Genomic DNA, 12,711 nt, shown 5'->3' with positions numbered 1-12,711 from the left:
CGGTGAAGATCGGCACAGAACTTGCAGACCCGTCAAGGGCAGACTCACCGTCGCAACGGCGGCAACTCAGGAAGAGGTAAACATGAAAAAATCCGTATTCTTCGGCTCGGTCGCGCTGGCCGCCCTCGTGGCGGGCGCTGCTTCGGCCTCGACGCTGGATGACGTCAAGGCCCGCGGCCAGCTGATCTGCGGCTCGAACCCCGGCCTGACCGGGTTCGCCGCGCCGGATGCCAACGGGGTCTATCAGGGCTTTGACGTCGCGGTCTGCAAGGCCGTCGCGGCGGCGGTGCTGGGCGATCCGATGAAAGTGAAATACGTGCCGCTGACCGGCGAGACCCGCTTCACCGCGCTGGCCTCGGGCGAGGTCGACGTGCTGGTGCGCAACTCGACCTGGACCTTCTCGCGCGATACCGAGCTGGCGCTCGATTTCGTCGCCGTCAACTACTACGACGGTCAGGGCTTCATGGTGAACAAGTCGCTCGGCGTCAGCTCGGCCAAGGAACTTGATGGCGCGACGATCTGCGTGCAGACCGGCACCACCACCGAGATGAACCTCGCCGATTTCTTCAAGGCGAACAACATGACCTATACGCCGGTGAACATCGCCGATGACGCGGAAGGCCAGCAGAAATTCGCCGCCGGCGCCTGCGACAGCTACACCACCGACGCTTCGGGCCTGGCCTCGTCGCGCGCGACGCTGCCCAATGCCGCCGATATCGTGATCCTGCCCGAGATCATTTCGAAGGAACCGCTCGGCCCGGTCGTGCGCCATGGCGACAACAACTGGGGCGACATCGTCCGCTGGAGCTTCTACGCGCTCGTCGCCGCCGAGGAATACGGCGTGACCAAGGCGAACCTGGAAGAAGTGGCCGCCACGACGCAGAACCCGGAAATCCGCCGCCTGCTCGGCCTCGAAGGCGACATGGGCAAGAAGATCGGTCTCGACAACGATTTCGCCAAGCGCGCGATCCTGGCCTCGGGCAACTACGGCGAGGTCTTCGAGGCCAATATCGGCGCCTCGACCTCGATCGGTCTGGCGCGCGGCCTGAACGCGCAATGGACGCAGGGCGGGCTGATGTACGCCCCGCCGTTCCGCTGATCCAGTCTTTCGATGCGGCCGGGCCAAGCCCCGGCCGCATTTTGCATTTCAAGGACGGTCTGTCGGGGCACAAGTCCCGAACGCAGTCGGCGCAAAGCCGCGGGGCAGACCGGACAGGGGAAAACCATGGCACTTGCAAGTGACCCGCCGAAAGCTGGCTTTCGGCTCTCGATGCTCATTTACGACACGCGGTTCCGCTCGATCACCATCCAGATCGTGGTGCTTCTGCTGTTTCTGGCCGGTCTCGTCTGGCTGCTCAACAACGCCTATGTGAACCTCGAGGCGAAGGGCAAGGACTTCAACTTTTCCTTCCTTTGGACGCGGGCGGGCTATGACCTGGCGCAGACGCTGATCCCCTATTCGAACGACGACACCCATTTGCGGGCGCTGGTCATCGGGCTGTTGAACACGCTTCTGGTGTCCTTTCTGGGCTGCATCCTGGCGACGGTGCTTGGCACGATCATCGGCGTGCTGCGGCTGTCGCAGAACTGGCTCGTGGCGCGGATCATGACGGTCTATGTCGAGACCTTCCGCAACATTCCGCTGCTTTTGTGGATCTTGCTCATGGGCACGATCCTGGCAGAGACCCGGCCGGTGCCGAAGGATTTCCGCCTGACCGAGGCGATGAAGGCCGCGGGCGAGGAGCCCAAGGCCTCGATGTGGTTCTTTGACTCGGTGGCGGTGACGAACCGCGGCACCAACCTGCCCGCCCCCGCTTTCGATCATTCGCTGGGCGTGGTCGATATCGGTTGGAACCTGCCCGTCAGCCTGAACGCGCTGGCGATCCTCGCGGTGATGTCGGCCTCCTTCTGGGGCTGGCGGCGCTTCATCGCCCGCGCCAAGGCGGTGCAGGAGGCGACCGGCACCCGCCCCACGACCTGGTGGCCAAGCCTGCTGATCCTCTTCGCGCCGATTTCGGCGCTGCTCTACGGTCTCGGCTTCCATCTGGATTATCCGCAGATCACCAGATTCGACTTCACCGGCGGCTTCCAGATGCTGCATTCCTTCACTGCGTTGCTGATCGCGCTGACGCTTTACACCGCGGCCTTCATCGCGGAAATCGTGCGGGCGGGAATTCAGGCGATCTCGAAGGGCCAGACCGAGGCCGCTTATGCGCTGGGTCTGCGGCCGGGCCGCACGATGAGCCTTGTCATCCTGCCGCAGGCGCTTCGGGTGATCGTGCCGCCCCTGATCTCGCAATTCCTGAACCTGACGAAGAACTCGTCGCTGGCCATCGCGGTCAGCTACATGGACCTGCGCGGCACTTTGGGCGGCATCACGCTGAACCAGACCGGCCGCGAGCTGGAATGCATGATGCTGATGATGGGGATCTATCTGACCATCAGCCTGACGATTTCGAGCCTGATGAACCTCTACAACAAATCGATCAAGCTGAAGGAGCGGTGAGATGAGCGAGACCTCATTCGTGCGCACCGAGATGCTGGCGCCGAAACCCGCCCCCGTGTCGCAGGTGGGGGCGATCAAATGGATGCGCGAGAACCTGTTCTCGGGGCCGCTCAACACCGCGCTGACGATCCTTGGCGTGTTGGCGACGGTCTGGCTGGTGCAGGCGGCGGCGCCCTGGCTGTTGCACGGCGTCTGGAACGCCAATTCGCTGAGCGAATGCCGCGCGATCATCGCCGCCGCCCATGGCCCCGAAGCCACCGGCGCCTGCTGGGCGGTCATCCGGGTGCGCTGGAACCAGTTCCTGTTCGGCTTTTACCCGGTCGATCAATACTGGCGGCTGTTCGTGACCTTTGCCGGGCTGTTCCTTGCCCTGGCGCCGGTGCTGTTCGACGCGCTGCCGCGCAAGCTCCTTTGGGGCGCGCTGCTTTACCCGCTCGTGGCCTTCTGGCTGCTGTGGGGCGGGCCGATCTGGGGGCCGGTGGCGGTGCTGGCGGGCTTCGTGATCCTTGGCCTGCTGTTCACTGCGCTGGCGCCGAAACTGGGCGTGCCGGTCTCGGCCGGGGTGGGTCTTGTCGCGGCGGCGCTGTTCTGGCTTTACGCCGCCGCGCCGATCGAGGCGGCGCTGCAATCGGCTCTGCCCTTCGCCCTCTCCGAGGTCGACAGCGACCAGTTCGGCGGCTTCCTGCTGGCGCTGGTGATCGGGGTTTCCGCCATCGTTCTCTCGTTGCCCCTGGGCATCCTCTTGGCGCTGGGGCGGCAATCCGACATGCTGATCGTGAAATCGCTCTCGGTGGGCGTGATCGAATTCGTCCGCGGCGTGCCCTTGATCACGCTCCTTTTCACCGCTTCGCTGCTGCTTCAGTACTTCCTGCCGCCGGGGACCAGCTTCGATCTGATCTTGCGCGTCGTCATCCTCGTGACCCTTTTCGCCGCGGCCTATATCGCCGAGGTGATCCGGGGCGGTCTGGCGGCGCTGCCGCGCGGCCAATATGAAGCCGCCGACGCGCTTGGCCTTGATTACTGGCAGGCGCAACGGCTGATCATCATGCCGCAGGCGCTGAAGATCTCGATCCCGGGGATCGTCTCCTCGTTCATCGGGCTGTTCAAGGATACGACGCTGGTGGCCTTTGTCGGGCTCTTCGACCCGCTCAAGGGCATTTCGAACGTCGTGCGCTCGGACATGGCGTGGAAGGGCACCTATTGGGAACCCTATATCTTCGTCGCCGTCATCTTCTTCCTCTTCAACTTCAGCATGTCGCGCTACTCGATGTATCTCGAGCGCAAGCTGAAGCGTGACCACCGTTAAGGAGGCGCTCATGTCAGAGCCCAGCTATGACCACGCGGTCGACCGCAGCCACATGCAGGTGAGCGACGAGATCGCGATCCAGATCAGCCAGATGAACAAGTGGTACGGCCAGTTCCACGTGTTGCGCGACATCAACCTGACGGTGCATCGCGGCGAGCGCATCGTGATCGCCGGGCCCTCGGGCTCGGGGAAATCGACGATGATCCGCTGCATCAACCGGCTGGAGGAACACCAGTCCGGCAAGATCATCGTCGACGGCATCGAACTGACCTCGGATCTGAAGAACATCGACAAGGTCCGGTCGGAAGTCGGGATGGTGTTCCAGCACTTCAACCTGTTCCCGCATCTGACGATTTTAGAGAACCTGACGCTGGCGCCCATTTGGGTGCGCAAGGTGCCCAGGCGCGAGGCCGAGGAAACCGCGATGTATTACCTCGAAAAGGTGAAGATCCCGGAACAGGCGCAGAAATACCCCGGCCAGCTGTCGGGCGGGCAGCAGCAGCGGGTGGCGATCGCGCGCTCGCTCTGCATGAAGCCGAAGATCATGCTGTTTGACGAGCCGACCTCGGCGCTCGATCCCGAGATGATCAAGGAAGTGCTGGATACGATGATCCAGCTGGCCGAGGAAGGCATGACGATGCTGTGCGTCACCCATGAGATGGGCTTTGCCCAGGCGGTGGCGAACCGGGTGATCTTCATGGCCGACGGGCAGATCGTCGAGCAGAACAACCCGCATGACTTCTTCCACAACCCGCAATCGGAGCGGACGAAGCAATTCCTCAGCCAGATCCTGGGGCACTGAAGGGTGGGGGCGCTGCCCCCACACCCCCGAGGTATTTCGGGCAAGATGAAAGGGCGGCCGCAGGGCTGCCCTTCTTATTTGCCGCGGCTGGCCGGAAGGAAGAAGTCGAGCATCGAGCCCTGACCGGGGGCGACTTGCGACCAGTCGTCGATCTGAAAATCGACGATCAGCGTGGCGCAGGTCGGATATTTGCGGAAATCCGGGTCGTAATTCGGCCGCGACGGCAGCGATGCGGCGAAATCGGCGATGCCCGGGTTATGCGCGATCAGCATCACGCTGGGCGCCGTGGCGGTCTTCAGCACGGCGAGCAGCGTCTCGGGCGTGGCTTGATAAAGGCTGTCGATGAAGCGCACCTCGGGCCGGGTCTCGATCACCGCCGAGGCGACGCCGTCCCAGGTCTCGCGGGTGCGGGTGGCGGGGGAGCACAGCACCTCCTCTGGTTCAAGCCCGCGCGAGGCGAGGAAATCGCCCAGCTCATGCGCCGCGGCGCGTCCGCGCGCGTTCAGCGGGCGGTCGGCATCGGCCATCAGGGGATCGTCCCAGCTCGATTTCGCATGGCGGGTGAGGATCAGGCGACGGTGTCCGGTGGGGGTCATCTGTGGAAGTGCCTCATGTGCCAAGCGGATTGAGCCTCCAGCCTGCCATAGCTTTGACCCGGGGGGCAAGAGCGCCGGACAAGACATCCGCCGGAAAGGCAGTTTTCCCCTTCCCCGGTGTTAAGGAACGCATGGCAGGCGGGGACGTCATAGCCCTTTGCCGACAGGGCGCCGCAGGGGCAGGCGGTGGTGCAGGGCGCCGCGCAGCCCGAACAGGGGTGTTTTGACGCAGGGGGCAGGGGAAGCTGTTCCGGCAGCGCCAGAGCCCCCCGAAACGAGGTCCAAAGCCCCATCCGCTCATGCGCAAGCATCTGAACCGGCGAGGGAAAGGCCTGCTGCGACTCGGTCGCCCAGGCGAAGAACGGCGGGTAGGGCGGCCCGTCCGAGGGAAAGATCGCGCGTCCGCCGAAGGTCGTGGCCAAGGCCCCGATCACCCGTTTCGACCAGCGGTCGAGCGGATCGGGGCGGCCATCGGCAAATTCCGGCTCTGCCGTCACATGGTCCCAGAAGCCCGGTTCGTCGGGGGACAGAAGCAGGATCGTTTCGGCGCTCGCGGCGGCCATGCCCGCCACGAACAGATGCGCCGCGGCCAGCGCCTCGGTCAGGGCCTGCGGCAGGCTCACCGGCGGTGCGGCGTCACCCGCGTCGTCGTCGAGCGGATCATCGAGCCCGCCCCGTGTTCGGTGAACAGCTCCAGCAGGCAGGCGTTCGGCACTCGGCCATCGAGGATGACCACGGCGCGCACGCCTTCCTTGACCGCCTTCAGCGCGGTTTCCACCTTCGGGATCATGCCGCCCGAGATCGTGCCATCGTCGATCAGCGCATGGACCTCTTCGGGGCTCATCTGGGTGATGACCTCGCCCGCCTTGTTCTTCACGCCCGCCACGTCGGTCAGCAAAAGCAGCCGGTCGGCCTGCAGCGCGCCCGCGATGGCGCCCGCGGCGGTGTCGCCGTTGACGTTGAAGGTCTCGTTGTCGTTCACGCCCGTCGCCACCGGGGCGATGACCGGAATGAGCCCCGCGCCGTAAAGGTCGCGCACGATCTGCACGTTCATCTCCACCGGGCGGCCGACGAAACCGAGTTCGGGATCATCCGCCTCGCAGACCATCAGATCGTCGTCCTTGCCGGAAATCCCCACGGCGCGGCCGCCCTGATCGTTGATCGCCTGCACGATGCGCTTGTTCACCAGACCCGAGAGGATCATCTCGACCACCTCGACCGTGGCCTTGTCGGTGACGCGCTTGCCGCGGACCCAGTCGGATTTGATGCCAAGCTTGGCGAGCATCTCGTTGATCATCGGCCCGCCGCCATGCACCACCACGGGGTTCATGCCGACCTGCTTCATCAGAACGACGTCGCGGGCGAATTCCGCCATCGCCTCGTCGTCGCCCATGGCATTGCCGCCGAATTTCACCACGACGACCGCGCCGGTGTAGCGTTGCAGATAGGGAAGCGCTTCGGAAAGCGTTTTCGCGGTGGCGATCCAGTCACGGTCCATCGTCTGTTTTCTCATCAGGGGCCCTCGGGGAAGTCGGGAAAGTGTTAGAACCAATCGCGCCCCCTGCCAAGGGCATTGCCAATGCCGCCGGGGTGATTACATCGAAGGGGAAAAGCAGGAGAACGGGCATGGATGGACGCAAGGTAATGCTGTTGACAGGGGCAAGCCGCGGGATCGGCCATGCCACGGTGAAGCGCTTCGCACGCGAGGGCTGGCGGATCATCACCTGCTCGCGCCAGCCCTTCCCCGAGCAATGCCCCTGGGGCGGCGGGCGTGAAGATCACATCCAGCTCGATCTGGGCGATCCTAATGCGACGATCCGGGCCATCGACGAGATCAAGTCGCGGCTTGACGGCAAGCTGCATGCGCTGGTGAACAACGCCGGGATTTCGCCGAAGGGGGAGGGGGGCGCGCGACTCAACACCATCGACACCGACCTGCGGACCTGGGGGCAGGTGTTCCATGTGAATTTCTTCGCCTCGATCGTGCTCGCCCGCGGGCTGAAGGACGAATTGTCGGCGGCGAAGGGGGCGGTGGTCAACGTCACCTCGATCGCGGGCTCGCGCGTGCATCCCTTTGCGGGCGCGGCCTATTCGACCTCGAAAGCCGCGCTGAAGGCGCTGACGCGGGAAATGGCGCATGATTTCGGGCCGATGGGGGTGCGGGTCAATGCGATCGCCCCCGGCGAGATCGAGACCTCGATCCTCTCGCCCGGCACCGAAAAGATCGTCGAGACCCTGCCGCTGCGCCGCCTCGGCCAGCCGCGCGAAGTGGCCGACGTGATCTGGTTCCTGTGCTCGGATGCCTCGAGCTATGTCACCGGCACGGAAATCGAGGTGAACGCGGGCCAGCACGTCTGACCGGCGGGGGAGGGGGGCTCTGCCCCCCGGCTTTGCCTCCCCCCGGGATATTTCGGCCAAGGTGAAAGGGCATTCACCTTGGCGCAAATATCCCGGGGGTGTCCCGCAGGGACGGGGGCAGCGCCCCCTAGGCCAGCGTGGCGATGATCGCGCGGAGCGTCTCGATGCCCTCGCCCTTTTCCGAGGAGGTGACGACGATCTCGGGATAGGCGGCCGGGTGTTTGGCAAGCGCCCCCTTGACCTGTTCGATCACCCGCTCCAGCTCGGCCTTGGAAATCTTGTCGGCCTTGGTCAGCACCGCCTGAAAGGTCACGGCGGAGCGGTCGAGGAGTTGCAGGATTTCCTCGTCCACCGCCTTCACCCCGTGGCGCGCGTCGATCAGGACGAAGGCGCGGCGCAGGGTGGCGCGGCCCGAGAGGTAGGATTTCAAAAGCGCCTGCCACTTCTTCACGATCGCCACCGGCGCTTCGGCAAAGCCGTAGCCGGGCAGGTCGACCAGATAGGGGCCGCCCTCGGTGCTGAAGAAGTTGATCTCCTGCGTCCGGCCCGGCGTGTTCGAGGCGCGGGCGAGGTTCTTGCGCCCGGTCAAGGCATTGATCAGCGAGGATTTCCCCACGTTCGAGCGGCCCGCGAAACAGACCTCGATCCGGTCGGCGGGCGGCAGGCCCGTCATCGCGACGACGCCCTTGAGAAACTCGACCTGCGCCGCGAACAGCAGCCGGCCGCGTTCGCGCGCCTCTTGTTCCGGCTCCGGGGCCAGCGTGAATTGCATCTGCATCAAAGCACCTCCACAGGGTCGCCAAGGGTGATGGTGCCGCCTTCGATCACCGTTGCATAACAGCCGAAATGCCAGTCGCCGTTCAGGCGGTCGAGCAGGTCCAGCATTTCAAGATCTTCCGTGCCGGTGGCCGGATCGGTGCAGGTGGCCCGGCAGCGGGTGATCGGCATTGCCACCTCGAGCACGGCCGCGCCAAGGCGCAGCCGCTTGCCCGGCAGATCCCGCTCGGCCCAGGGCGCCCAGCCCTCGACCCAGAGATTGCCGCGAAAGCGATGCCGCGAGATCTCTTGCCCGGCGGCCTGACCAAGTGCTCCGAGCGAGGAGAGCGAGAGCAGCGAAACATAGGGGTCTGCCATGTCGGAAAGCGCGACACCTTCGACACGTTCGACCGCGCGCGGCGCCGGGCGGCTTTCGGGCCAGAGCGGGCGCAGCCAGTCGATCAGCCGCGCCTGATCCTCGGCCCGGTCGGGATCGACGGTCAGGGCGGGGTGCTCGGGATGGGTCAGCGTGATCTGCCCGTCTTCCAGCATCTGCGCCGTGACGGCCATCAGCTTCGGGCCCGCGACGCCGCGCAGGAAGTTCTGCTTGCGCGCCCAGTCCCGCAGCGGGCTGTCGAATTTCGCCGCCTGATGCGAGACCGCCCAGACCCGGTCAAAAGGCAGAACGCGCCCCTGCATCAGGGGCGCGCTTTCGATGTCCTCATGGCCGATCGATTTGATCGGATGCCGGACGATATGGGTCAGCCGTCCGGTCATTTCTTCGGCGGTTCTTCCGCGGTCTTCTTGCGGAACCCGGCGATGATGTTGCCGAACAGGTCAGGCCGTTTGCCGTGCAGCGACATGATCGAATATTGCTGCGCGAAGGTGATCACGTTGTTGGCGATCCAGTAGAGCACCAGGCCCGAGGCGAAGCCGCCCAGCATGAACATGAAGATCCAGGGCATCCAGGCGAAGATCGCCGCCTGGCTCGGATCGGTCGGGGCCGGGTTCAGCTTTTGCTGGAACCACATCGAGATGCCGAGCAGGATCGGCAGCACGCCGAGGCTGAAGATGAACAGCAGCGAACCAGGTTCCGGCGTCGCATAGGGCAACAGGCCGAACAGGTTCAGGATCGAGGACGGATCGGGGGCCGAGAGGTCCTTGATCCAGCCGATCCAGGGCGCGTGATAGAGCTCGATCGTGACGTAGATCACCTTGTAGAGCGCGAAGAAGATCGGGATCTGCAGCAGGATCGGCAGGCAGCCCGCGGCGGGGTTGATCTTCTCGCGCTTGTAAAGCTCCATCATGCCGCGCTGCAGCGCCTGCTTGTCATCCTTGGTGCGCTCTTTCAGCGCCTCCATCATCGGCTGGATTTCCTTCATCTTCGCCATCGAGATGTAGGAGGTCCGCGCCAGCGGGAAGACGATCAGCTTGATGATCACGGTCAGCGCGATGATCGCCCAGCCCATGTTGCCCAGCACCGCATGCAGCCAGTGCAGCAGCCGGAACATCGGTTTCGTCAGGAAGTAATACCAGCCCCAGTCGATCGAATCGACGAAACGGGTGATCTGCGGCTGCGTCGGGTCGATCTTGTCGCCGAACAGCCGGTCGAACATGCCGGGGTCGTTTTGATATTGCGCGATCGGTTCCCATTCCTTCGCGCCCGCGAAAAGCCGCATCGTGACCGAGGTGCTGGCCCCGGCGGCGATCTCGACGGCGGGCTGGCGGGTCTCGGTCTGGTAAAGATCGGCCGAGGGGACGTATTTCACCACCGAGGTGAAGCGCGCGGTTTCCGGAATGAGCGTGGTCATCCAGTATTTGTCGGTGAACCCGGCCCATCCGCCCGTATCGGCGCTGCGCACATCGGCCTGACCCTCGCCCGCGATGGCGTCAAGATCGGTGATCTTCTTGTATTTGATTTCCTGCAGCTCGCCGTTGGTCATCCGCACCGCGCCTTCGTGCAGCACATAGACGCGGTTCCCCGCCGGAATGCCGTGCCGGGCGATGATGCCCCAGGGCGCGATGCTGACCGGCGCGGCGCCGGTATTCGTCACCGCATCGGTCACGGTGAACAGATATTGCGGATCGACCGCGATGGTGCGGGTGAAGGTCAGCCCGGCGCCATTGTCCCAGGTCAGGACCAGCGGGGTCTCGGGCGTCAGCTTCGCGCCTTCGGGCGCGGTCCAGAGCGTCTTCGGCCCGGGCACCTGCGCGGCGGTCACACCGGCCAGCGCCGACCAGCCCTGCACCACGTAATAGGGCTTGGCGGCATTCAGGTCGCTGCTGCCGACCGGCGCCAGCAGGCGGACAAGCGGCGAGGCCGGGTCGAGTTTCTCGTGATAATGCTTGAGCGAGAGGTCATCGAACCGCGCGCCAAGCAGCGAGATCGAGCCGGTCAGCGCGGGCGTGTCGATGGTGACGCGCGGCGCCTCGGGCGCGGGCTCGACCGCAGGCGCGGCCGTGGCCAGAGGGGCCGCGGTCGGCGCCGGGAGCGCAGTCTGCTCCGCCACGGCCGGGTCCGAAGCGGTCGGTTTCGGCGGCGGGAAGAAGACGGTCCAGACGACGATCACCAGTGCCGAAAGCACCGTCGCAAGGATGAGGTTCCTGTTTTGATTGTCCATGGGCGTGCATTTCCCCTGCCGATCCGGAGTCGGCCCGGTTCAACAGAAGGGGCGACCAAAGGTCAAGCGGTTTCGCGCGGCAGCCTGTCGCAAGCGTCGATTCCCGCCTTATGCCGCAGCGGCACGGCGCCGGGGTCCGGCCTCGCTGCGTAGACTGGCGGCGCAGACGGGCGGGGGCGGGGTCAGGCGCCGCGGCGCAGATCCGGCCGCGGGATCGAGGCCAGCCGCGCCGCGTGGCGTCCCATCCATCCGGCGCATTCATCCAGCGGCAACGGCGCCGAGATCGCCTTGCCCTGCACATGATGGCAGCCGAGCTGCGCCAGCATCGCATGTTCGCCGATCGTCGCCACGCCTTCGGCCAGGGTCTCGAGCCCGAGCCCGGCGGCAAAGGAGATGATCGCCGAGACCAGACGTTGCTGTTCCGGGTCGCGTTCGAGATTGGTCACGAAAGAGCGGTGGATGCGGATCCGTTCCGCGCCGGTGCGGCGGATCGCCGAGACCGAGATCGGCCCGGTGCCGAATCCGGCCAGCTCGATCCGGCAGCCCATCTTCGCGCAATGCGAGATGTTGCGCATCACCACCTCGTCGTCGAGCCGCGCGGTGACGTCGCGGTGCAGGACCAGACAGACCCGCTGCGGCGCCATGTCGAAGCGGTCGAATTCCCATTTCAGCCGGTCGAACATCTTCGGATCGGTGACATGCTCAAGCCCGATCGGCAGGCTCACCATGCCCGGCCCCGCAGGCAGCTTGTCCCAGTCGCGCAGCGCGCCGAAACATTGAAACAGCATCACTTCGGCCAGACGCGCCTGCAGCCCGTTCGCGGTGACGGCGGGCAGGATCTCGGCCTCGCCGAGGATGCCGCGATCCCGGTCAAGCCAGCGCGGCACCGCCTGCATCCCCGAGATCGTCCCGGTATCGGTGCTGATCTGCGGCTGGAAATAAGCGACGATGCGGCCTTCCTCGAGCGCGGGGGTGATGTCCGGGCTTCGCGCGTCCCTTGCCCGGGCGAAGCCCGGCAAGTCGGGCGCATAGGCCCGGATGCTGCCCGGACCATGGCGCGCGGCCTCCTCGGCGGCGCTTTCGGCCGCGGTCAGGATCGCCCGCCCGGTCGGTTCGGGGGCACGGGTCATCAGGCAGAACCCGACATGGGTGGTGATGTTCACGCTGCGCCCGCTGATCGAATAGGGCGCGTCGCAGGCCAGCTGCAACCGCCCCGCCAGCTGGATCATGCTTTCCAGATCGGGCCTGTGCGTCGGGGCGAGCATCACCGCGTAGCGGCCGGTCTCGATCAGGGCGATTCGGTCGGTGTTGCGCAGCACGCCGCGCAGGCGCGTGGCGAAGGCCTGCAGGAAGTCCTCGAACTCTGCGCGCGACATCTGCCGCGACACCGCCGCCGGATCGTCGATGCCGATCACCAGACAGGCCGTGCCCTTGCCCGCCGCCTGCGCATCCTGCGCCGCGGCCTGCATCATCTCTTCGGCATCGGCACGTTGCGGCAGCGCCCGCAGGGCCTCGCCCTCGTCCTCGCTCTCCTCGGGGATCGCCAGCGGGCGGCTCATCCAGGCGACGATCAGGGCGGTGACGCCGATCAGCGTCATCCCTTCCAGCCCGAACCACAGCCCGGCCAGCGAGGCGGCGGGCAGAAAGGCCACCATGTCCCGGCGCAAGAGAATCGGCCCCTTGCGTTTCGCCCCGGTTTTCTTGCCCTTCCGTGCGGATTTGACCATTTTCGCCCTCGTCCCGGTCCAAAGGGGCATGCCCCTCGC

General features: G+C 65.5%; 12 protein-coding genes. 5 read left to right on the top strand and 7 right to left on the bottom strand.

Annotated features, from left to right (window positions below; genetic code table 11):
• Positions 1–82 precede the first annotated feature (82 nt).
• The 4 genes from LY44_RS10840 (at position 83) to LY44_RS10825 (ending at position 4,614) form a co-directional block, all read left to right on the top strand.
• A complete protein-coding gene (locus LY44_RS10840) occupies positions 83–1,099 on the top strand; it encodes an amino acid ABC transporter substrate-binding protein (protein WP_055211925.1) in 1,017 nt (338 codons plus the stop codon).
• A gap of 126 nt (positions 1,100–1,225) precedes the next feature.
• Positions 1,226–2,506 (top strand): amino acid ABC transporter permease, encoded by a 1,281-nt coding sequence (locus LY44_RS10835; protein ID WP_055211924.1) that lies wholly within the window; start codon positions 1,226–1,228, stop codon positions 2,504–2,506.
• Position 2,507: 1 nt separating this feature from the next.
• Positions 2,508–3,812 carry an amino acid ABC transporter permease gene (locus LY44_RS10830; protein WP_055211922.1) on the top strand — a complete coding sequence of 435 codons (1,305 nt, stop codon included), beginning with the start codon at positions 2,508–2,510 and terminating at the stop codon, positions 3,810–3,812.
• Between the two features lie 10 nt (positions 3,813–3,822).
• Complete coding sequence (locus LY44_RS10825) at positions 3,823–4,614, top strand: amino acid ABC transporter ATP-binding protein (RefSeq protein ID WP_055211920.1); 792 nt, start codon at positions 3,823–3,825, stop codon at positions 4,612–4,614.
• Positions 4,615–4,688: 74 nt separating this feature from the next.
• On the opposite strand, the gene LY44_RS10820 is transcribed toward LY44_RS10825, so the two are convergent.
• From LY44_RS10820 to argB, 3 genes are read right to left on the bottom strand one after another with little or no spacing between them, the layout of a single operon-like run.
• Positions 4,689–5,210 (bottom strand): SixA phosphatase family protein, encoded by a 522-nt coding sequence (locus tag LY44_RS10820; protein WP_055211918.1) that lies wholly within the window; start codon positions 5,208–5,210, stop codon positions 4,689–4,691.
• Entirely contained in the window at positions 5,207–5,833 is a 627-nt protein-coding gene (locus LY44_RS10815; RefSeq protein ID WP_055211916.1) for a hypothetical protein, read from the bottom strand. Before LY44_RS10815 ends, LY44_RS10820 begins: the two co-directional genes overlap by 4 nt.
• A complete protein-coding gene (gene argB, locus LY44_RS10810; protein WP_055212016.1) occupies positions 5,830–6,708 on the bottom strand; it encodes an acetylglutamate kinase in 879 nt (292 codons plus the stop codon). The genes LY44_RS10815 and argB overlap by 4 nt, the downstream gene beginning before the upstream one ends.
• A gap of 128 nt (positions 6,709–6,836) precedes the next feature.
• On the opposite strand from argB, the gene LY44_RS10805 reads away from it, so the two are divergent.
• Positions 6,837–7,568 carry an SDR family oxidoreductase gene (locus LY44_RS10805; RefSeq protein WP_055211914.1) on the top strand — a complete coding sequence of 244 codons (732 nt, stop codon included), beginning with the start codon at positions 6,837–6,839 and terminating at the stop codon, positions 7,566–7,568.
• Positions 7,569–7,695: 127 nt separating this feature from the next.
• Here the strand turns inward: LY44_RS10805 and yihA are convergent, their stop codons facing one another.
• From yihA to LY44_RS10785, 4 genes are all read right to left on the bottom strand, one after another.
• Positions 7,696–8,346 carry a ribosome biogenesis GTP-binding protein YihA/YsxC gene (gene yihA / locus LY44_RS10800; RefSeq protein WP_055211912.1) on the bottom strand — a complete coding sequence of 217 codons (651 nt, stop codon included), beginning with the start codon at positions 8,344–8,346 and terminating at the stop codon, positions 7,696–7,698.
• Positions 8,346–9,101, bottom strand: a complete 756-nt coding sequence (locus LY44_RS10795) for an MOSC domain-containing protein (protein ID WP_055211910.1) — start codon at positions 9,099–9,101, stop codon at positions 8,346–8,348. Before LY44_RS10795 ends, yihA begins: the two co-directional genes overlap by 1 nt.
• Complete coding sequence (gene yidC, locus LY44_RS10790; protein ID WP_055211908.1) at positions 9,098–10,945, bottom strand: membrane protein insertase YidC; 1,848 nt, start codon at positions 10,943–10,945, stop codon at positions 9,098–9,100. The genes LY44_RS10795 and yidC overlap by 4 nt, the downstream gene beginning before the upstream one ends.
• A 182-nt stretch (positions 10,946–11,127) precedes the next feature.
• Positions 11,128–12,672, bottom strand: a complete 1,545-nt coding sequence (locus LY44_RS10785; RefSeq protein WP_055211906.1) for a GGDEF domain-containing protein — start codon at positions 12,670–12,672, stop codon at positions 11,128–11,130.
• Positions 12,673–12,711 lie beyond the last annotated feature (39 nt).

This window comes from Rhodobacter capsulatus (genome assembly GCF_003254295.1).
GTDB lineage: Bacteria > Pseudomonadota > Alphaproteobacteria > Rhodobacterales > Rhodobacteraceae > Rhodobacter > Rhodobacter capsulatus.
This window is presented reverse-complemented; position numbering and strand designations above follow the sequence as displayed.